This is a genomic window from Cytobacillus sp. ABV4_503 (assembly GCF_056158445.1).
Genome location: NZ_JBSWTH010000001.1, coordinates 3,083,771 through 3,105,416, shown reverse-complemented (window position 1 = coordinate 3,105,416; position 21,646 = coordinate 3,083,771). Strand labels below are relative to the sequence as shown.

16 protein-coding genes are annotated in these 21,646 nt (G+C 41.6%); 14 read left to right on the top strand and 2 right to left on the bottom strand.

Annotated elements, in window-relative coordinates; genetic code table 11:
* Window positions 1-201 precede the first annotated feature (201 nt).
* From fdhF to ACXAD1_RS15460, 4 genes are all read left to right on the top strand, one after another.
* On the top strand, window positions 202-3,168 hold the full coding sequence (gene fdhF / locus ACXAD1_RS15475; protein WP_474910531.1) for a formate dehydrogenase subunit alpha: 2,967 nt from the start codon (window positions 202-204) through the stop codon (window positions 3,166-3,168).
* Complete coding sequence (locus tag ACXAD1_RS15470; RefSeq protein WP_206843375.1) at window positions 3,161-3,727, top strand: helical membrane plugin domain-containing protein; 567 nt, start codon at window positions 3,161-3,163, stop codon at window positions 3,725-3,727. Before fdhF ends, ACXAD1_RS15470 begins: the two co-directional genes overlap by 8 nt.
* Window positions 3,728-3,953: 226 nt before the next feature.
* Window positions 3,954-4,859, top strand: a complete 906-nt coding sequence (locus ACXAD1_RS15465) for an HD-GYP domain-containing protein (RefSeq protein ID WP_474910530.1) — start codon at window positions 3,954-3,956, stop codon at window positions 4,857-4,859.
* Between the two features lie 12 nt (window positions 4,860-4,871).
* Complete coding sequence (locus tag ACXAD1_RS15460) at window positions 4,872-5,192, top strand: 8-amino-7-oxononanoate synthase (protein WP_474910529.1); 321 nt, start codon at window positions 4,872-4,874, stop codon at window positions 5,190-5,192.
* 162 nt (window positions 5,193-5,354) lie between these two features.
* Here the strand turns inward: ACXAD1_RS15460 and fdhD are convergent, their stop codons facing one another.
* A complete protein-coding gene (gene fdhD, locus ACXAD1_RS15455) occupies window positions 5,355-6,152 on the bottom strand; it encodes a formate dehydrogenase accessory sulfurtransferase FdhD (protein ID WP_206843398.1) in 798 nt (265 codons plus the stop codon).
* 183 nt (window positions 6,153-6,335) lie between these two features.
* Here fdhD and ACXAD1_RS15450 point away from each other — a divergent pair, with 183 nt between their 5' ends.
* Window positions 6,336-6,695, top strand: a complete 360-nt coding sequence (locus ACXAD1_RS15450; protein WP_206843400.1) for a Na-translocating system protein MpsC family protein — start codon at window positions 6,336-6,338, stop codon at window positions 6,693-6,695.
* Between the two features lie 340 nt (window positions 6,696-7,035).
* A complete protein-coding gene (locus tag ACXAD1_RS15445) occupies window positions 7,036-8,325 on the top strand; it encodes a coiled-coil domain-containing protein (RefSeq protein WP_474910528.1) in 1,290 nt (429 codons plus the stop codon).
* A gap of 570 nt (window positions 8,326-8,895) precedes the next feature.
* On the opposite strand, the gene ACXAD1_RS15440 is transcribed toward ACXAD1_RS15445, so the two are convergent.
* Complete coding sequence (locus ACXAD1_RS15440) at window positions 8,896-10,065, bottom strand: IS256 family transposase (RefSeq protein ID WP_474909389.1); 1,170 nt, start codon at window positions 10,063-10,065, stop codon at window positions 8,896-8,898.
* Between the two features lie 553 nt (window positions 10,066-10,618).
* Here ACXAD1_RS15440 and ACXAD1_RS15435 point away from each other — a divergent pair.
* The 8 genes from ACXAD1_RS15435 (at window position 10,619) to ACXAD1_RS15400 (ending at window position 21,634) form a co-directional block, all read left to right on the top strand.
* Window positions 10,619-11,311, top strand: coding sequence for a FadR/GntR family transcriptional regulator (locus tag ACXAD1_RS15435; RefSeq protein ID WP_370221658.1), 693 nt, complete (start codon window positions 10,619-10,621; stop codon window positions 11,309-11,311).
* A gap of 61 nt (window positions 11,312-11,372) precedes the next feature.
* Window positions 11,373-12,695, top strand: coding sequence for an FAD-binding oxidoreductase (locus ACXAD1_RS15430; protein WP_370221660.1), 1,323 nt, complete (start codon window positions 11,373-11,375; stop codon window positions 12,693-12,695).
* Window positions 12,696-14,054 carry a (Fe-S)-binding protein gene (locus ACXAD1_RS15425; RefSeq protein WP_474910527.1) on the top strand — a complete coding sequence of 453 codons (1,359 nt, stop codon included), beginning with the start codon at window positions 12,696-12,698 and terminating at the stop codon, window positions 14,052-14,054. It abuts the gene before it with no gap.
* Entirely contained in the window at window positions 14,051-15,511 is a 1,461-nt protein-coding gene (locus ACXAD1_RS15420; protein ID WP_206843443.1) for an FAD-linked oxidase C-terminal domain-containing protein, read from the top strand. Before ACXAD1_RS15425 ends, ACXAD1_RS15420 begins: the two co-directional genes overlap by 4 nt.
* Before the next feature lie 217 nt (window positions 15,512-15,728).
* A complete protein-coding gene (locus ACXAD1_RS15415; RefSeq protein WP_370221655.1) occupies window positions 15,729-17,906 on the top strand; it encodes a malate synthase G in 2,178 nt (725 codons plus the stop codon).
* 80 nt (window positions 17,907-17,986) lie between these two features.
* Entirely contained in the window at window positions 17,987-18,766 is a 780-nt protein-coding gene (locus ACXAD1_RS15410; RefSeq protein WP_370221654.1) for a fumarylacetoacetate hydrolase family protein, read from the top strand.
* A gap of 44 nt (window positions 18,767-18,810) precedes the next feature.
* A complete protein-coding gene (locus ACXAD1_RS15405; RefSeq protein WP_474910526.1) occupies window positions 18,811-19,587 on the top strand; it encodes an IclR family transcriptional regulator in 777 nt (258 codons plus the stop codon).
* A 256-nt stretch (window positions 19,588-19,843) separates the two neighbouring features.
* Window positions 19,844-21,634 (top strand): L-lactate permease, encoded by a 1,791-nt coding sequence (locus ACXAD1_RS15400; RefSeq protein ID WP_474910525.1) that lies wholly within the window; start codon window positions 19,844-19,846, stop codon window positions 21,632-21,634.
* Window positions 21,635-21,646 lie beyond the last annotated feature (12 nt).

Genomic DNA, 21,646 nt, shown 5'->3' with positions numbered 1-21,646 from the left:
AGCTGAAAAGCAGGAGATAAATATAAGAAGGCATCTTCCATTGGGAGGTGTTTTTTCTTTTGAGGGAATATGCAGCCGTTATTTTTTTCGCGATTATTTTTTTATTAGAATGCCTGGAGTTATCTGCCAATATCTTTAACTAAACGTTTAACTTTTTCTTGCAAGGGTAGTGAAAACCTAAGAAACAGATTCATTGAAAGGATGATTGATTTGCCAGAATCTCTCAATATAAAGATAAATGGTATAGAAATCAAGGCAAAGCAGGATCAAACCGTTTTGCAATTTTTAAACGATAGTTCGATTGAAATTCCTCAGGTTTGCTTCCATCCGAGCCTTGGAGCAATAGAAACCTGTGATACCTGTATTGTTTCTGTCAATGGAGAACTCGTCCGTTCGTGCTCCACAAAAATGAAAGATGGAGACGTAATTGATACTGTGGATCCAGATGTAAAACAGGCGCAGACCATTGCCATGGATAAGATACTCTTTAATCATGAATTGTATTGTACGGTTTGTGATTATAACAACGGGGGATGTGAAATACATAATACGGTTAAGGCGATGAAAATCAATCATCAAAGCATCCCGTTTGATCAAAAGCCTTATGATAAGGATGAATCTCATCCATTTTACAGATACGATCCCGATCAGTGCATACTTTGCGGAAGATGTGTGGAAGCATGTCAGGACGTCCAGGTTACTGAAACCCTTACTATTGATTGGGAGCGGGATAGACCAAGGGTTATCTGGGATAATGATGTGCCAATTAACGAGTCCTCCTGCGTTTCCTGTGGACACTGCTCTACGGTTTGTCCATGTAATGCCATGATGGAAAAGGGAATGGAGGGGGAAGCAGGATTTCTGACTGGCATTGCTAAAAACACCCTTCGTCCAATGATTGAAATCACTAAAAATGTTGAAACGGGATATGGATCCATCCTGGCTATATCTGATATGGAAGCGGCAATGCGGGAAGAGAAAATTAAAAAGACCAAAACAGTCTGCACCTATTGCGGTGTCGGCTGCAGCTTTGATGTATGGACAAAGGGCCGAGAAATACTGAAGGTGGAGCCTCAGGCAGAAGCACCTGCCAACGGAATCTCTACATGTGTTAAAGGGAAATTTGGCTGGGACTTTGTGAATAGTGAGGAACGATTAACGAAGCCGCTAATCAGGGAAGGTGATTCATTCCGTGAAGCAGAATGGGAAGAAGCATTGGAAATGATTACACGAAAATTCTCAGAAATTAAGGAACAGCATGGCCCAGATGCATTGAGCTTTATTACCTCATCTAAATGTACCAATGAGGAATCATATTTAATGCAGAAACTTGGCAGGGCAGTCATAGGGACAAATAATATCGATAACTGTTCAAGATATTGCCAGACCCCTGCAACTGTAGGGTTATTCCGAACTGTGGGATATGGAGGGGATGCTGGTTCAATCGAAGATATTAAAAACTCTGAATTAGTGCTGATTATTGGTTCAAATACGTCTGAATCCCATCCTGTTCTTTCTACCAGGGTGAAGCGATCCCAGAAACTAAACGGCCAAAAAGTAATTGTAGCTGACTTAAGGGAACATGAAATGGCAGAGCGGTCTGATCTGTTTGTGCGTCCTCGTGCGGGTACGGATATGGTATGGCTTTCTGCCATTACCAAATATATTATCGACCAGGGTTGGGCGGATGAGAAGTTTCTGAAGGAAAAAGTAAATGGCCTTGAAGAATTTGTATCAAACCTGGAGAAATATACGCTTGAATTTGCAGAAGAAACAACCGGGATCTCCAAAGGCAATTTAATCAAAATGGCAGAAATGATTCATGAAGCCAATAGTGTTTCTGCATTATGGGCAATGGGTGTCACACAGCATCTTGGAGGCAGTGATACAAGTACAGCTATTTCAAATCTGCTTCTTGTAACAGGCAATTACGCTAAACCTGGCGCAGGTGCCTATCCTTTAAGGGGCCACAACAATGTGCAGGGGGCAGGTGATTTTGGAAGCAGCCCAGATAGTTTGCCTGGTTATCAAAAGGTTTCAGACCCTGATGTGAGAAGGAAATTTGAAAATGCTTGGGGAGCAAAGCTTCCGGAAAAGGCAGGATTGAATAATCACGAAATGGTAGAAGGAATTCATGAAGGCAAGCTGAAAGCAATGTATCTGAAGGGTGAAGATATGGGGCTTGTGGATTCAAATATCAATTATGTGCAGGCTGCTTTTGAAAAGCTTGATTTCTTTGTGGTGCAGGACATTTTCCTTTCCCGTACAGCTGAGTTTGCCGATGTAGTGCTTCCTGCAAGTCCAAGTTTGGAAAAGGAAGGAACGTTTACAAACACAGAGAGGAGAATTCAGCGTCTTTACCAGGCGTTCGAGCCGCTTGGGGATTCGAAGCCGGATTGGCAGATTATCATTGAAGTGGCTAATCGGCTGGGAGCGGGCTGGACATATACGCACCCAAGTGAAGTAATGGAAGAAGCAGCTGGACTTATGCCACTGTACGCAGGAGTTACTTATGATAGATTGGAAGGATACAATAGTCTGCAGTGGCCGGTGGCTGAGGATGGAACGGACAGTCCTCTCCTCTACACGGAAGGCTTTCCTTTCCCGGATGGCAAGGCAAGACTCTTTCCAGTAGATTGGACTCCTGCTCTTGAATATCCAATGGAATATGATATTCATGTCAATAATGGGCGTCTTCTGGAGCACTTCCATGAAGGCAATATGACCTACAAGTCAAAAGGAATCAGCTCGAAAACACCAGAAGTTTTCCTGGAGGTATCACCTGAACTAGCCGAAGAACGAGGGTTGAAAGACGGTACACTTGTTCGTTTGACATCCCCATATGGCAATGTGAAAGTAAAGTGCCATATAACGGATAGGGTTAAAGGGAAGGAAGTTTACCTTCCTATGAATGACAGAGGCGAAGCCGCCATAAATTTATTAACAAGCAGTTATGCCGACAAGGATACCGATACACCGGCATATAAGGAAACGAAAGTAAAGCTTGAAATCCTGAGTGAAGAAGGAAGCAATCCGCTTCCTAGAATTAATCACCGCTATGGCAATCCGCAGCCGCAAATTGGTGTAAATGTTGAAAAGAAATGGGCAAGAAAAGATTATATCTTCCCTGGAGAAATGGTGAAAAAGGAGCGGAAGCAGCATGGCTAAAGCGATTAATAGCATCAAGCGTTTTGAGTTAACCCCCGAGGATAAACGAAAAAAAGACCTGGAAGAAGTGGAGAATGCCCTGATCGAAAATAAGGAACCTATTCTTGAGCTTCTTACAGCTGTCGGACATATGCATGATCGGGGAGTTCTCTCATTATTGAATGGACTATTTGGACAGGGAGATAAAGTATTAAATGTACTTGTTAAAGCAGTAGATAAACCGGAAGCTACCAATACAATCAAAAACCTGCTTTTAATGGTTGGAACTCTTGGTACCATAAATGTCCAGCAGCTTGAACCCTTGCTGCTAAAGTTAAACTCCGGAGTTGCAAGAGTTGCGGAATATAAAGATACAGATGAAAAAACAAGCTATCTTGATCTCGTAAAGGCATTAAAAGATCCGGAAGTCAATCGGGCAGTTACGCTTCTGATTACTTTCCTAAAAGGAATGGGGGAAGACACAAGTGACATGGAAAGAAACACCCAGCTTCCAGAAGACCAGAAAATGCACAAAATGGAGAAAAACGAAAGAGATGTCCCTCCCAACAAAAGAGAATGAAATAAAGCCAGTGACCGCAATTTCGGGTCACTGGTTTTTTATTGGAAATGATAAGTTTAGGCAAATAGCCTTGAATATTGTCAATATTCTCTTTAATATCAATTTTATAGCAAAATTTTTGTGGAAAAATGGAAAATCATGTACTAGAATGGCAATATAGGAAAGTTTATTAGTTTGCCACCCAATACATACATCATTTGAGAAGTATAAGAAAGAGGGTAATAAAGTGGGCATTATAAATGAAGATAGTTTCATTGAAACAGTCCACATGAAAGGCTTGCAAATCTCCCTGATTGCTTCGGGGGATGGGACAGAGGTTATTTATCATAAGCTGGAGCCTGATGCCAGGTGGGGACTTGAACCGTTAGAAGGCGGTGAAACGCTGGAATATCTTCATTTGCTTTCAGGTAAACTGCTCTTAAAAGATTCTAATGGAGAAAAAACAATCAGTGCTGGTGATTCGTTTCAAAGATGCCCAGTAACTGAACACCATATTTTTCAATCAATAGGTCAATCAGAATTTTTATATGTAACATCTAATCCAGTTTTTCATTACTATAGCAGAGTGACAAATGAATTAAGAGATTTGGTCATATCAATTGAAGAGAAAGATGGATATACAAGCGATCATTGCGATAGAATTACAAAAATGTCAATGCTCATGGCAGATGCACTTGATTTAAATTCCCGGCAAATTTTAAAACTTAATCTTGCTGCATTTTTACATGATATAGGAAAAGTGAAGGTGCCAGTAGAGATTCTTCAAAAACCAGGTAAATTAACCTCTGATGAGTGGGATTTAATGAAACAGCATTCTACGTTTGGACGAGAAATACTGCAAGAGACAGGTTTACCGAGTTTAATAGAAGCAGGCGAAGTGGTAGAGCAGCATCATGAAAGATATGATGGCACTGGATATCCCAAAGGACTTAAAGGGGATGAAATTGCAATTGAGGCAGCAATTATTTCGGTTGTAGATTCATTTGATGCAATGACTACTGATCGGGTTTATCAGAAAGGCAGAAGCGTACTTGAAGCAATAGATGAACTTAGAAAAAATCGGGGCACCATGTACAATCCAGATATTGTTGATACATTTTTTAAAATAAAAGACAAATTAGTTAAAATTTAAGGGGGAACAAAAATGAAGAAAGCAGCATTTGTTTTAGTAAGTTTGATGTTATTGCTTGTATTCAACGCAAAGACATCAGAGGCAGCATATTTACCTGAATATGATAAATATGTAGAAGTATCGTATGAACAAGCAAGATATATAGCTGATTTGATGGGACTTCAAAATTATGAATTAGGAGAAGAAACAGCAAGATTGTCATTTGAATTGCAGGAAAGTTTGATTGCAAAGATAGAGAAAGTCCTGAAAACGGAAATTGACCATTATTACATATGGTTAACCGTAGATGGTGAAACGGTTCTGGGAATAGACCCTCCTCATCCTATGTTTTAATAGATAGCAAGTCTAAGCAAAGCTTTGACTTGCTTTTTTCATGGTTTTAGTATCTGCATCAAGATGTTCACCTATGTGTGAAAATGAGCTTAAAAATAGAGATTTTTTGAAAAAGAGAAAGAGGATACCCATATGCGTGTGCAATTGGATACCCTCTTCTTATTAATCTTCCGCCCTTGCAACGATCCTTTCAGGATGAGAATAAACATTAAAAGACTGACCGCGAATAAAGCCAACGGCTGTGATGTTAAGATCTTCTGCCAGCTTTATGGCCAGATCAGTCGGAGCTGATTTTGATAGGATGATGCCTACTCCGATCTTGGAGGCTTTAAGCAAAACTTCCGAAGATATTCTGCCGCTGAAAGCAATGACTTTATCCCTAACAGGAATCCTGTTCTCAATGCAGTACCCCAGAATTTTATCTAGAGCATTGTGACGGCCAATGTCTGTTCTGCTGACAATCATATTATTCGCAGAAAATAGGGCAGCATTATGTACTCCACCGGTTTCTTGAAAAGTCAGACTGCCATCCTGCAGCTGTTTCATAAATGAAATGCACTGGCTGGGAGACAAGGTCAGCTTAGATGTAGAAGTTCTGGCTGTCCTGGCATCATTGTGAAAGTAAAATTGCCTGCTCTTTCCGCAGCATGAACCAATAAACCGTTTGGAGTGAAACTCATGGCTTGCTGTAGTAGTTTGGGTATGTAATTCCACATACGCAAATCCTTTGCTTTCATCTATTTGAATATCCTTGATTTCTTCAATTCTCCTGATAAAGCCTTCAGAAGCTAAAAAGCCGATTGTTAATTCCCGAATATTCTCTGGGCTGCAGACCATTGTTGCGAACTCTTCCCCATTTAGATGAATTGTGAGAGGGTGTTCGGAAACAATTGAATCTTCTGCATCCTGCAGAACTCCATTCTGAAATCTGACAATTTTTCTGCTGCTTAGAATATCCATAATTCTTCCTCCTAGAACCTTTCAACTAACAAAATAGTAGCATATAATTTCAGTTTAACAAGAAATTAAAATTGTTTAGTTTGACAATTATTGTATTAATTGATTAACTTATTAAAGTGAAACCTGTATTGAACATGTATAAATGGAATTATACATGATAATAGGGTATATGAGGGTTGGATTATGAACAAGTATGAAGCTGAATTCAGTAATTTAGTGCGCTCCTTCCGAAAAAAACATATGGGCAAAGGACCTAGCAAAGTTAGGACAACTTTCTGCAAACATTGGGCTATATGTGAAATGGAAGGTAATTTATCTCCTGTGGAAAAATTCATAGCAAGTGCAGACGAGGGAAAGCAAATGCTTAGGGCTGCCAGAACAGAAATGGTCAAGGAGATGTATAAAAAGAACCGGCCGGCTGAAATGGAAGAATTTCTCCAGGCAAAACTAATTGACCTGTTTGTAGATATAGATATCGAACGGGATTTTGGAATGTCGGTATTTGTGTTCGATCAGGATATCCAAAGAAAATTTATGGATTAAAAAGTATTCACGAAAGACTGAAATCCGGAAGTTATAATGCGGATTCCAGTCTTTTTTTATTTTTTGGAAAACAGTGCACAACTGTCGTTGGGTATCTTCTCTCAGTAAAATAGGGAATTATGTCATATAAGGATGGCGAAAAAAGGGGTTTAATGTCACGTTTGAAATATTTTTGTAATATTGCTATAACAAGTCTGTCAAATAAGGATGGTATAATCCTCCATGGAAAGACAAATTTACTAGAGTTTTTTATTGTAATCGCTTAAAAAATATACATAGATAAATAGTTTGATATTGATACGGCTAATAAATGGCCAATTACATATAAGAAAGCAGGGTAATGACTTTGAGAAAAAGGCTCCTCGTTTTAAATACAACTATTATCCTTGGGCTTGGAAGTGCTTTTTCAATCCCAGGTGTAAATGCTGAATCAATCCATAAACTGGAAAATCAAAAAAGCCAAATTCAGCAGCAGCGTTCCAGCTTGCAGGCCACATTGGCTGAAGCGGATAAGGAATTGGTAAGTGTACTTAAAGAAATCGCTGAGTTAAATACTAAAATTAGTAAAGTAGAAAAGGCGATTGAAGATAATAATAAATTAATAGCAGAAACGCAGACTAAAATTGCAAGCACTAAATCAGAAGTAGATCAATTGAAGGCAGAAATGGCTATCATTGAGGAAAGAATCGAAAAGAGAAGCGCTATCCTAAAACAGCGTGCACAATCGTTTCAGGAAAGCGGCGGAACAGTGGCATATTTAGATGTTCTTCTTGGTGCTTCCAGTTTCAGTGACTTTGTTGACCGTGTCGGAGCAGTAACCACATTTGTTCAGGCAGACAAACAATTACTGGAAGAACAGGAACAGGATAAAAAGGCATTTGAAGAAAAGAAGGCTGCTGTGGAAAAAGAGTTAGCGGGATTAACCAGCATGATGACCGAATTAAAAGGCATGCAGTCCATCATGGAAGAGCAAAAGCAGCAAAATAGCTCATTAATCCAGCAGCTAAAAGAAAAAGAAAATTCAATTGCAGATAAGAAGGCAAAGCTGCAAAGTGAAGATGTTAAATATGCTTCTATGATTGCTCAAATCGAACAAAGCATTGCAGCGCAAACAGCACCAGCTGCACAGACAGCAGGTTCAGCTCCAGCAGGTTCAGCTTCTGCCCAAAAGCAATCTCCTGCTGCCCAAAAAGCAAAAGGGTCAGCAAGCTCAGCTCCAAAGCCAACTGTTAATGGCAGCAGTGCAATCAGCATTGTGACAACTGCAGGAAATAAATATATCGGTAATTCTGTTTATGTGTTTGGCGGCGGCAGAAATGCTTATGATATCGCCAATGGAAGATTCGATTGCTCAGGCTTTGTACACTGGGCATTCTCACAGGCTGGAATTAGTGTAGGAGCCAGCACAGATTCTCTTAAATTCGCTGGGCGCCAGGTTTCAGCAAGCCAGATGAGAGCGGGAGATCTTGTCTTCTTTGATACTTATAAAAGGGACGGCCATGTAGGCATTTATCTCGGCGGCGGTAAATTCATCGGTTCACAAAGCTCAACGGGTGTTGCGGTTGCAAACATGTCCAGCGGCTATTGGAAAACTAAGTTTAATGGCCGAGTTGTACGCGTTATAGAATAGAAAAATTGACCTGACTTTCATGTGAAAACGTGGAAGTCAGGTTTTTTTGCTGTTTTCACACAGATTGTTGTTTTACGTTGTAAATTTTGAAAGTTTATTTTCACTCCAGGTTCTTGCTTTCAGCTAAGAGGGAGATTGTAATAACTTCTTTATCAGATTCTATGATACCGTGCCTGCATGAACCTCAGGTTCGGACTTGTTTTCTCGGATTTCCTCTACACCTGTCCGAATGTGCATCGTATTCGGACTCAATTTCATGGATATCCTCTGCACCTGTCCGAACGAGCAATGTATTCGGACTCAATTTTACGGATATCCTCTATACCTGTCCGAATGAGCAATGTATTCGGACTTGTTTTCTCGGATTACTTCTACATCTGTCCGAATGAGCAATGTATTCGGATTCAATTTCATGGATATTCTCTACATCTGTCCGAATGAGCGAAGTCAAGCCCACTATTTTGTGTAAATTCATTCCTAGGAAAAGGCAAGTTATACAGCTGTTATGTTTTTGAAGTAGTGGAAGGGGGGCCCCCCTTCCACTACTTCAAAAATTTCGCTTCGCGGACCCTACTTCTTCTTTTCTTTAATTATTCTTTTTCCAACTTCCTCTGCATAATCCATCAGGACAGCTCCGATTAACCTGAAAGCTGATTGTGTGTTAGGAAAAATTCTAATGACTCTTTCTCTCCTGCGGACCTCTCCATTTATTCTTTCTAGTGAATTTGTGCTCCGAATATGCTTATGGTACATGGTTTCTTCGTTTAGGTATTGTATTCCATCTTCAAAACCTTCTTCTAATATCTCAATCGCTTTATCCAGCTTTGGATTATCTCTGTATTTATCGATGAACTCTGTTTTGTATCTCCTCGCATCTTTCACTTTCGCTACTTCGAATATTCTTTTTAGCGCGATCTTCACTTCATCCATATCTTTTTTCGGCATATGAGTGATGATGTTCTTTTTGAAATGAACTGTGCATCGCTGCCAGGCAGAGCCTACAAATTCCTTCCCTATGGCTGCTTGTAAGCCCTTATGGGCATCGGATATGATTAGCTTTGGTGATTGTAATCCTCTTGACTGTAAGTGCTGGAAGAATCTTTGCCACGCTTCACAACTCTCCACATGATCTACTCTTAAGCCAAGAATTTCCCGTCTATCATTCTCATCAACGGCAGTGGCAATGTAGACTGCTTTAGAAACAACACGATTGTACTCCCTTACTTTAATATACATGGCGTCTGTAAAGATATAAGGGTAATACATAGTATTTAGAGGCCGGTTTGCCCATTGATTCACTATTGGATCCAGCTTCTCTGTAAGAGTGGATACGAAGGATTTGGATACCTTATGACCACAGAGTTGTTCCACGATATTGGAAACTTTTCTAGTGGAAACCCCATTCACGACCATTTCAAGCATAGAAAGGACGAAAGCCTGGTCGCATCGAGCGTATTGTTCAAACACAGTGGTAGAAAAATCACCACTTCTGGTACGAGGTACTTTTAGTACGATCTTTCCGATGCTTAATAGAAGTTCGCGGTCATAGTATCCGTTGCGGTAGTCATGACGACTTGGTGTCCGCTCGTAGGCATGTGCTTTCAGATGATGATCACGTTCTTTTTCCATGAACTCATTCAATACCAGAACAATGGATGCTTTGATCACTGAGTCGATGTTTGAATCCATGACGGATTCTTTTAAAATGTCAAGATTTAGGTTAAACTGTAATTGAGTCATAATTAATTCCTCCACATTGTTTTCGTCGCTGATAACATTGTTGACCAAAGGAATTAATTTGACTCATTTTCTTTTTACACAATTATATGGGCTTAACCAATGAGCGATGTATTCGGACTCAATTTCACGGATATCCTCTATACCTGTCCGAATGAGCAATGTATTCGGACTTGTTTTCTCGGATTTCCTCTACACCTGTCCGAATGTGCATCGTATTCGGACTCAATTTCATGGATATCCTCTACATCTGTCCGAATGAGCACTGAATTCGGACTCAATTTCATGGATATTCTCTACATCTGTCCGAATGAGCACTGAATTCGGACTCAATTTCACGGATATCCTCTACACCTGTCCGAATGAGGAATGTATTCGGACTCAACCTCCCGGATTTCTTCTACATCTGTCCGAATGAACCCTATGTTCGGATCCTGATAGGAATTTTTAATAAATTCTAAATATTTTATTGATTATTACAATTTGCCGTGATTTAATAGGAAGTAACATATAACATATCAGATATGTGACGTCTGCAAGAAAGGAGGCAAGAGGATTGAATGTAAAAAAGATTTCAACGCGAAAAATTTCTGAAATTGCTGCAGAGCAAATTGAAGATATGATTGTCAAAGGATCCTTTAAGCCGGGAGAAAAACTGCCATCAGTGAGAGAATTATGCGAACTGTTTGGTGTCGGCCGATCAGCTGTCAGGGACGCTCTAACCTCACTGCAAGGCAAAGGAATTGTGCATGTAAAACAGGGAGAAGGCACATACATATCCCGATTTGATTCATCAAAGCTTTTTAAAAGTCCTCATTTGCATCCTGGCATTAAAGACATCCACGAGTTATTCCAGGCAAGAAAAATGGTTGAAACAGGTCTCGCTGAAATGGCAGCCGCAAATCGGTCGGAAGCACAGTTGGCTAAGATGAATAAGCTGATTTCCGATGCAGCCATCCATGGATGGGAGGAAGATTATCAGTTTCATATGGCGATTGCCCATGCAGCAGGCAATGATATACTTATCCAATTTGTGCAATTTATATCTGAAACATTGAAAAAATCCATGATCGATTTCCATCAATATCTTCAAACACGGGATGATATCGCCAAAAAGATTGAAGAGCAGCATCTGGGTATCTATTTGTCTATTAAAAATAAGCAGCCGGATCAGGCACATAAGAATATGATTGAACATTTAGAGCTGGTTGAGAAGCTTTTACAAATAAGTATCCTGCAGGAACAATAACGTTTTTTTGAAATTTATTAGAAACATTGTTTGTTATTACGAAACAAGCGGGGTGTATATGTTGATAGCAGCAGAATCGATAAGTACTTTAAAGACTTATTTTAGAGAAGACCAGATAAGTAAATATGAAGTTTCAAGCCGATTAGGCAACTCTGGGGAATTGCTTGTTTTACCGGAAACAGAAGATGAGATTGCAGCTGTACTTAAGCATGCAGATTTGAATGGTCTAACCATCAACATTATGGGCGGTGGCACAAAACGCGGATTCGGAGGCTTAAATGAAAAAGCAGATCTTCTTTTATCGCTTGAAAAATATACAGGGATTGTGGAACACACACCTGGTGATATGACAGTAACAGTAAGATCCGGTACTCGTTTTAAAGACCTTCAGGATTATCTGGCAAAGCATAATCAAAAAATATCTCTCGATCCTTTTTGGCCCCAAAATGCCACAATAGGCGGAGTCATTGCAGCAAATGAAAGCGGACCCAAAAGATTGGGCTATGGTTCAGCCCGTGATGCAGTCATTGGATTAAGGACAGTTTACCCAGATGGAAAGGTAATACGCTCCGGCGGCAGAGTTGTAAAAAATGTTGCCGGCTATGACATGAATAAACTGTTTATAGGATCGATGGGAACACTTGGTGTAATTTCTGAAATAACCTTAAAGCTTCGCCCAATTCCTAAATGTGAGAGTTTGGTTCTCGTTTCGTTCGCAACAGGAGATCTCGAGGAAATAAAGGCGTTTGCAGTAAAGGTTTTGGATTCTATGATTGAACCGGTTTCGCTTGAGCTGCTGAATCCGGCACTTTCAGATAAGCTTGCCGGAATAAATTCCTACACCGTTGCCATGAGTTTTGAAGATGTGGAGAGTTCAGTTCGTTATCAGGAAGTTTTTGTGGGAAATATGCTGCCGAAAGATGCGAAATTGAGTATAAGCTCTAAGGAAAACGCGGATTTGTTTTGGGACCGCTTTTATAGGCACATCCCTAATGGGGCACATAAAGAATTGCCAATCCAAACTGAAGCCTCCTTTAAAATTGGAACTGTAAATCTCGACGCGGTAAAAGTATTAAAGGAAACTGAACTGCTGCAGGATAAATTCAATGTGAAAATCGAATCACATGGAGGTCTGGGTCATGGATTGAGTCAAGTGACCATTAGAGGAGCAGAGCCAGATGTCGCCAATGCTGCTGTAAATGTAAGGCAGATCGCTGAAAAAGATGGAGGATACGCGATTGCAAAACACCTTCCATTTGAACTTCGGAAAAAAGTGGATGTATGGGGAAATAAACCTTCTTATTTCTTTTTGCTCCAGGGGATTAAAACAAAGGTCGACCCAAATAAAACATTAAGCCCAAACAGATTCATAGGAGGGATTTAAATGAGTGTCCGGGAACTCGATTTAAAGCAGGAACCGCCATGTACGTCGGGATTGGGAAACTATTTATGGAGTGATCCGCCAGATGAAAAGAAATGGGCTGACTGTGTCCATTGCGGAATGTGTCTGGAATCATGCCCGACATATGAACAGACAGGTCAGGAACAGCATTCTCCACGGGGGCGTGTGCACCTAATCAAATCTGTGGCTGAAGGGAAACTTCAAGTAAATGAGCAATTCATGGACCCTGTGTTTCAATGTCTGGATTGCCGCGCCTGTACAACTGCATGCCCGGCTGATGTCGATGTTGGCGGTTTGATTGAGGAAGCACGCGGCCAGATTCGGCAGGCAATGCCATTGACTGGTGTAAAAGGAGCAATCAGCAAGTTTTTTCTTCATGACCTTTTCCCTCACCAGAATCGCTTAAATACGCTAGGCGGCCTTCTGAAATTCTATCAAAAAAGCGGCATGCAAAAAGCGGTCCGGAAAACCAAATTAATCAATATCATGCCGCAGCACCTTGTCGATATGGAATCCATCATGCCTGAGGTGAAAGAGCCTGTAAAAAAGAAATATAAAGACGTAAAAGTAATCAAAGCAAAAGGGGAGACAAAGCAGGAAGTTGCGATGCTGACCGGCTGTGTTATGGATGTTATGTTCAGTGATATTAACGAATCGACGATAAATGTACTGACCCGAAATGGAAATGATGTTGTCATTCCCCAAAGCCAAACATGCTGCGGTGCCCTGCATGTTCACGCGGGAGACCGTGATATGGGCAGGAAGCTGGCGAAGCAGAATATGGAAGCATTCAAAGACTTTGATAAAGTGATTGTTAATGCAGCCGGATGCGGGTGCATGATGAAGGAATACGCAGAATTATTTAAGGAAGACCCGGAACTGCATGCAAAAGCGGAAGAGTTCTCTAAAAAGGTTGAGGATATTTCAAAATTTCTTCATGATACAGGCTATGAAAAGCCAAAGGCTGAAATGAACACTAGAATAACTTACCATGATGCCTGCCATTTAGCGCATGGTCAGGGAATCCGCCAGCAGCCGCGCGATATTCTCCTTGATATTCCTGGTGTAGACATGGTCCACATGCCAAATTCAGACCGTTGCTGCGGGAGTGCAGGGATATACAATATTACCAATCCGGAAATGGCCAATGCGGTACTTGAAAGCAAAATGGAAAATGTTCCAGATGATGTGGAAATGATCTCAATGGGAAATCCCGGCTGCATGCTGCAAATGGCAATGGGAGTTCAAAAATACGGCAGGAATCAGAAAATTGTCCATACTGTCCAGCTTCTTGACTGGGCTTACCAAAAGGAAGACCGTGTGAAGGAGGGAAAAGAGTGAGAACGAAAGATCGGATTAAATCACAGGACAAACATATCTTAAATTTGGCTGAAATTGTGGGCGGTTCCCGTTCCATTCTTTACCAGAAGGAAGATCTTGTTGCTTATGACTGTGACGGCTTTACGATCCATAAGCACTTGCCCAAGGCCGTCGTTTTTCCAAAGAATACACAAGAAGTGGCGGAAATTGTCAAGTACTGCTCGGAAAACAATCTCCCCTTTCTCGCCAGGGGGGCAGGTACTGGGCTGAGCGGCGGAGCCATACCTCTTAATGGAGAAATAATAATCAGTATGGTAAGGATGAAAAAACTTATTAGCGTTGATCTTGAAAATCGCCGCGCCGTAGTGGAGCCTGGATTTGTAAATCTGAAACTCACGAACTCAATATCCGATAAAGGCTATTATTACGCACCAGATCCATCCAGCCAATACTGCTGTACAATTGGCGGCAATGTTGCAGAAAATGCCGGAGGTGCCCATTGTCTGAAATACGGAGTTACTACAAACCATATTCTTGGACTTGAAGTGGTCATGCCTAATGGCGAGATAGTGGAAATTGGCAAAGACGGTATTCCCGATGCTCCCGGATATGATTTGCTGGGTCTGATCACAGGTTCTGAAGGGACCCTTGGAATTGTGACAAAAATAACTGTAAGGGTACTAAAAAACCCTGAAGGAAAGCAGACTGTCCTTGCCTACTTTGATCGGGTTGAAGATGGAAGCCAGGCAGTATCAGATATAATATCTGCGGGTATTGTGCCAGCAGCCCTTGAAATGATGGATAAGACTGCTATTGAAGGGGTGGAAGCTGCTGCTTTTCCGGTAGGCCATCCAAAAGATATAGAAGCAGTTCTTTTAATAGAAGTGGATGGAATTGCAGCGGGAATTGAGGAACAGATCGACCAAATCCTTGAGGTTTGCAGAAAGAGGAATGTCCGTGAAGTCCGTGCGGCCGGAAGTGAAGAGGAAAGAGCAAGATGGTGGGCGAACCGTAAGACAGGCTTTGGTGCCATGGGAGCCATTTCTCCTGATTATCTGGTTCAGGATGGGGTCATCCCTCGAAGCAAGCTGCCTGAAGTTTTGAGCAGGATCAACCAGATTAGCAGTGAATCGGGGTTGAGAATTGCTAATATTTTCCATGCGGGAGATGGAAACCTGCATCCTCTTGTCCTTTTTGACGCAAGGATACCAGGAGAATCAGAGAAAGCTCTTGAAGCTGGGAGCCAGTGCCTAAAAGTCTGCGCCGATGTTGGAGGTACCATAACTGGAGAACATGGTGTCGGCATAGAAAAGAGGGAAGAAATGCGATTTGTTTTCACAGAAGAAGAAATAGCTGCCCAGACAGAAATCCGGGAAGTCTTTAATCCTCATAATCTGCTGAATGCCGGAAAGCTGTTCCCATCGCCAGGCAGATGTGCTGAAATCAAAAAAGAGATGAAGGCCCAGGCAATTTCATAAGAAATGCCCAGCCTTAAATTAGAAGAAGGCTGGGCATTTACCGAATGTTGGAAAATTTTATCAAATCGCAGAATAAAGTTGTGTGAAAATTATTGAAAATTCACTTGGAAACATGCTATTATTTTTTTAAGAGAAAGTTAGAAACGCCGTTTTGTAATAAGAAACAATCGCATTAAACTTAAAATGGTAAAGCAGCAACCAAAGGAGGAAATGAATAATGGGGAACTATGTGAAAACAGGAAGCCTGCAAGTTGCAAGGGAGCTGTATGAATTTATTAATTCTGAGGCACTGCCGGGAAGCGGAGTGGATCAGGAACCATTTTGGTCAGGCTTGGAAGCGCTTATAAACGATCTGACGCCTAAAAATAAAGCATTGCTGGCGAAGCGGGATGAAATTCAGCATAAGCTGAACAATTGGCACAGAGAAAATCAAGATTTTGATTTTAATAGCTATAAGTCATTTTTAGAAGAGATCGGCTATCTTGAGCCAAGGGCCGAAGATTTTAACATTACTACAGAAAACGTGGATGATGAAGTAGCTGTGAAGGCTGGACCACAATTGGTCGTTCCAGTTAATAACGGGCGTTATGCGATCAATGCAGCGAATGCCCGTTGGGGAAGCTTATACGATGCACTTTACGGCACAGATGCAATCAGTGAAGAAAACGGGGCAAATAGAGATGGCGGGTATAATCCTGTAAGGGGAGAAAAGGTTATTGCGTTTGCCAGGGAATTCCTTGATCAAACCGCTCCTCTGTCAAGCGGTTCCCATAAAGATGCTGTTCAATATAAAGTGGAAGAAGATAAGCTGGCTGTTGTACTTAATAATGGCGAAATTGCAAATCTAAAAGAAGAAGCAAAGTTTGCCGGATACCAGGGAGAGAAGGATCAGCCTTCTGCGGTACTTCTAAAGAATAATGGCCTTTATTTTGAAATTCAAATTGACAGAGTCCACACGATTGGAAAAACGGATGATGCCGGAGTAAAGGATGTTTTGCTTGAAGCTGCAATTACTACAATTATGGATTGTGAAGATTCAGTAACAGCAGTTGATGCTGAAGATAAGGTCCTTGTGTACCGTAACTGGCTCGGATTAATGAAGGGTGACCTTTCCGCCAACTTTACGAAGGGCGCTAAATCAATGACACGTACATTAAACCCTGACCGTTCGTATGTTTCTCCAAATGGAAAGGAGTTCTCATTATCAGGACGCTCATTGATGTTTGTCAGGAATGTCGGACATTTAATGTCCATTAATGCGATTTTGGATGCAGACGGAAATGAAGTGCAGGAAGGTATCCTGGATACGGTAATTACCAGCCTGATTGGCAAGCATACATTACTTGGAAATGGCCCATATCAAAACTCATCAGAAGGTTCTATTTATATCGTTAAGCCAAAGATGCACGGTTCCAAGGAGGTTGCTTTTGCAAACGAGTTGTTTGACCGGACAGAAGATCTGCTCGGACTTGAGCGGAATACACTAAAAATTGGTGTAATGGATGAAGAGCGCCGTACATCTTTGAACCTGGCAGCCTGCATCCGTGAAGTAAAGGAGCGCATCGTCTTCATAAACACCGGATTCCTTGACCGGACTGGGGATGAGATGCATACTTCCATGGAAGCTGGCCCAATGATCCGCAAGAATGACATGAAGGCAACAGCCTGGCTAAAAGGCTATGAAAAATCCAATGTCAATACAGGCCTTGAAACAGGATTCCAGGGCCGTGCGCAAATTGGAAAAGGTATGTGGGCTATGCCTGATCTGATGGCTGCCATGATGGAGCAGAAGATCGGCCATCTGAACGCAGGAGCAAATACTGCCTGGGTACCGTCTCCAACTGCTGCCACTCTTCATGCTTTACACTATCATCAGGTGGAAGTTCAAAAGGTGCAAAACCAGCTGCTGGGAGAAATTTCGGACCTTCGTGATGAAATCCTGCAGATTCCGGTTGCTGAAAATCCGCAATGGAATCCGGAGGAAGTCCAAGAAGAACTGGATAACAACGCACAGGGTATCCTGGGATATGTTGTCCGCTGGGTTGAGCAGGGCATCGGCTGTTCTAAAGTTCCAGATATCAATAATATTGGATTAATGGAGGACCGTGCGACATTAAGGATATCAAGCCAGCATGTTGCGAATTGGCTCCACCATGGAATCTGCACGAAGGAGCAAGTGCTTGAGACACTGAAGAAAATGGCAAAGGTTGTAGATGAACAAAATAGTGGAGATCCCGCTTACCGCCCAATGGCTGCTGACTTCGATCAATCGGTTGCATTCCAGGCAGCATGTGACCTTGTTTTTGAGGGCTATGAACAGCCAAATGGCTATACAGAACCGATTTTGCACCGCCGCCGTCTTGAAGCGAAGTCCAAGTATGCTGTTAAGCAGTAGTAGTTTTAGAACAGGGCATGGATATGCCCTGTTTTTCTAAAGATCTGCAGACTTAAAGAAATCGAGGGGAGAAGGAAAAGATGAAATTTACTAGGTTTGAAGTTAATGGAGCAGTATATACAGGAGTCTCAGAGGGTGGCCAATTAAAAGAAATCAAAGGTGATATTTTCGGAGATTGGGAATATACTGGCCAGAGTTTTTCTCAGGATGCTGCTAAACAGCTTGCACCCCTGGTTCCAAATCAGATTATTGGAATTGGAGCTAACTATGTGTCAGTGAAATCAGATTTGCCTGAGACACTCCCGGAAATTCCTGTATTCTTCTATAAGCCTGTATCTTCTGTTATAGGGCCAGATGAGGATATTATCATTCCTGAAGGCATTGAAGAGGTGAAATTTGAATCCGAACTGGCAGTGGTCATTGGCAGAGAAGCTAAAAATGTAGCAGAGTCAGATGTGCTTGATTATGTTTTTGGCTATACAGTGGGGAATGATGTTACTGCACCTCAATTCTTCCATAATGATGGGCATTGGACTATTGGTAAATCCTTTGACACATTTACTCCGCTTGGTCCCGTAATTGAAACAGAACTGGATCCGTTTCAGGTTAAAGTGGAAGCAAAATTAAACGGCTCAGAGAAACAGAACAGCAGCACAGAGTTAATGATTATCCCGATCCGAAAAATGATTTCCTACCTGACTAATGTCATGACTCTGATGCCAGGAGACATAATCCTTACAGGAAGTCCTGTTGGAGCTGAGATGGTTAAGTCAGGCGATATTATCGAATGTGAGATCAAAGAGATTGGGACTCTGCGGAATACTTTTGCAGTGGCACGTGAAAGCGCAAAAACGGTATAATCTATCTGTAATCGATTAAGGTTTTTGCACCAGAGGTGAGTGTTGTGGAAAGAGAAAACATGGTCAAGTCCGTCAGCAGGGCACTGGATATTATTACATTGATCAGCCTGAAAAAAAGCGGTCTTGGCGTAACGGAAATTGCCAATCAGATTGATATCAATAAAAGCTCTGTTTATCGTATTCTTTCTACTCTTGTTCAGTACGGATTTATAGAACAGGATAGCGAGACCGGCAAGTACAAATTAGGGTATAAATTCCTGGAGATCAGTTCAAAACTGCTTGAATCAATCGATCTGCGTGCAGAGGCAAGACCTTTTTTGCAGGAGCTGGAAAATGAAACTAATGAAGTCATTCATTTGGTCGTTTACGATCAGGGAGAGGTTGTGTACATCGAGAAGCTTGAGGGCAATGAGACTCTAAGGATGCATTCTAAAGTCGGAAAACGTGCTCCAATGCATTGCACATCTGTCGGTAAAGCTATTCTGGCTCATCTGCCTTCAAGTGTTGTTATTGATATCCTTGAAAGAAAAGGGATGCCGGTCCATACAGATAAAACCATTACGGATAAGGATGAATTTATGAAAGAACTGGGGCAGGTCAGGCAAAATGGCTATGCACTTGATCTTGAAGAAAATGAATACGGGATTACATGTGTTGCCGTTCCTATTTTTGACCACCTCGGCAAGGTCATTGCTGCAGTCAGTATTTCAGGCCCGACAATGAGAATGACAAGTGATCGTCTTGATGCATTAAAATCTATAATGGTAAGAACAGGACAAGGGATTTCCGTCCGGCTGGGACATGTCAGCCGAATAAGTTAGGTTTTAGCCCAATATATCTTGATAAAAAGATATATTGGGCTAATTTTTTTGTATATACATACAAATATTTTTGTGTAAATACATAGATTAAATTTTCCAAATATTATTGAAATTATGAAAAATGTTTGTATAATAAAAATAAGCTTGGTTCATTGTTGTATAACAAAACAATTATAGTTATATAACATGTTTCGTAGTCCGCAACAAAGTGCAATTATTGTTCGCTATTACAAAACAAAAGGGGGAAAAGTAATTAATGAGTACTGGAATGTTAGCTTTATTATCATTATTGCCAATAATCGCAGTCGCAGTATTCCTTGTCGGACTGAGATGGCCGGCAAGTAAGGCTATGCCCATCTCGTACCTTGTAGCAGTTGTACTGGCGCTATTTGTCTGGCAGGTGTCGGGTGCAAAAGTAGCGGCTGCATCCATTAATGGCCTGGTTGTCGCCGGAACACTCCTATACATTATTTTTGGTGCAATTCTGCTTCTGAATACTCTGCAGGAAAGCGGCGGATTAAAGACCATACGCCAGGGATTTACCGATATCTCTCCTGACCGCAGAATTCAAGTGATTATCATTGCCTGGCTGTTTGGATCTTTCATTGAAGGCGCATCAGGGTTTGGGACTCCTGCAGCAGTAGCTGTACCGCTATTGGTTGGGCTGGGCTTCCCGGCGATGGCAGCTGTAATTGCCGGGATGGTCATTCAAAGCACACCAGTTTCATTCGGTGCAGTAGGTACTCCTATGCTCGTTGGTGTTCAGACCGGCTTATCTGGCAATGCGAGCCTTACAGATAATCTGCTTGGCCTGGTAACGCAAATTGCCGGACAAGTAGCTATTCTCCATATGATTGCAGGCACATTAATTCCTTTATTTGTGGTAGCTTTAATGACAAGATTCTTTGGCAAGAACAAATCATTTACAGATGGGATAAAAATTTGGAAGTTTGCACTGTTCGCATCTTTTGCCATGACAATCCCTTATGTAATTGTCGCAAATGTTCTTGGACCTGAATTCCCGTCTATGATTGGCGGATTAGCTGGTTTAGCAATTGTTGTTTTTGCAGCTAAAAAAGGTTTTCTTATGCCTCCTAAGGATCAGGTCTGGGATTTTGAAGAGAAATCCAAGTGGGATCCTGAGTGGACCGGCAAACTTGAAATCAAAGCAGTTGCTCATAAAAGCGGAAGCATGACCATGATGCGTGCCTGGACTCCTTATGTTTTAGTCGGTCTGTTTTTAGTATTGTCGAGATTGAAATCGCTTCCATTTTTAGGGTGGCTTCAGTCGTGGACTGTTAAGTTTGAAAACATTTTTGATTCCGGCATCACCTCAAGTTTCCAGCCGCTGTATTTGCCGGGTACCATTTTTATTCTTGTATCCGTTATCACCTATTTTATTCATGGAATGAATTCCAGTTCATACAAAAAAGCCTGGGCAGATTCAGGAAAGACAACTGTAGCTGCTTCAACAGCTTTAATTTTCACAGTTCCGATGGTACAGGTTTTCATCAATACCGGCGGGGGAGATGCTGGCTATAATCAGATGCCGATCGAACTCGCAAATGGTGCCGCAGCTCTTGCTGGAGAATTCTGGCCATTCTTCGCAACGTTTATAGGAGGTATTGGTGCATTTATCGCAGGAAGTAATACTGTAAGTAATATGATGTTTTCTTTATTCCAATATGATGTTGGTTCGCAGATAGGAGTGGATGCAACCTGGATTGTAGCCCTTCAGGCAGTCGGCGGAGCAGCTGGAAACATGATATGTGTCCATAACGTGGTGGCTGCATCAGCTGTTGTTGGTCTTGTCGGAAAAGAAGGCGCTGTCATTCGTAAGACTCTGTTCCCATTCTTCTATTATGCATTGCTGGCTGGATCAGTCGGCTACTCGATTGTATGGTATTCGCAAAAAGGAATCTTCAATCTTGGTTCCTTCGTTGCGGTTGGCATCGCAGTCGCAGCTGTATATATCATCGCAACAAACAATAGACGTTCCAACATGATTTTGCCTCCGCCTCCGGTGAATGTGAAATCTGCTAAATAAGAATACTTATAA